Genomic DNA, 245 nt, shown 5'->3' with positions numbered 1-245 from the left:
TTTTCCATTGGACGCAAGAATTGTTTCCATTCTTGTTTCATGAATTTGTATTTCTTGGATCGATGATCCAAGGTCTTCATGGTTTGAACTCGAATTTGATTGACCGCGCGATTGACCATTTGGATGATGTGGAATCGATCAATTACAATTTCAGCGTTCGGAAAGAGCTTAGGAATTAGGTTAACGTACCCGGCGTTCAAGTCTACAGAGATTGTATTAACGGTTTGTCGAACTTCGAGTGGGAA

1 protein-coding gene is annotated in these 245 nt (G+C 40.4%); it reads right to left on the bottom strand.

What is annotated here, in order from left to right:
* The coding region (locus FD01_RS10660; protein WP_162257359.1) for a transposase at positions 1–245 on the bottom strand (245 nt) is incomplete at both ends.

This window comes from Lacticaseibacillus manihotivorans DSM 13343 = JCM 12514 (assembly GCF_001435035.1).
Lineage (GTDB): Bacteria > Bacillota > Bacilli > Lactobacillales > Lactobacillaceae > Lacticaseibacillus > Lacticaseibacillus manihotivorans.
This window is presented reverse-complemented; position numbering and strand designations above follow the sequence as displayed.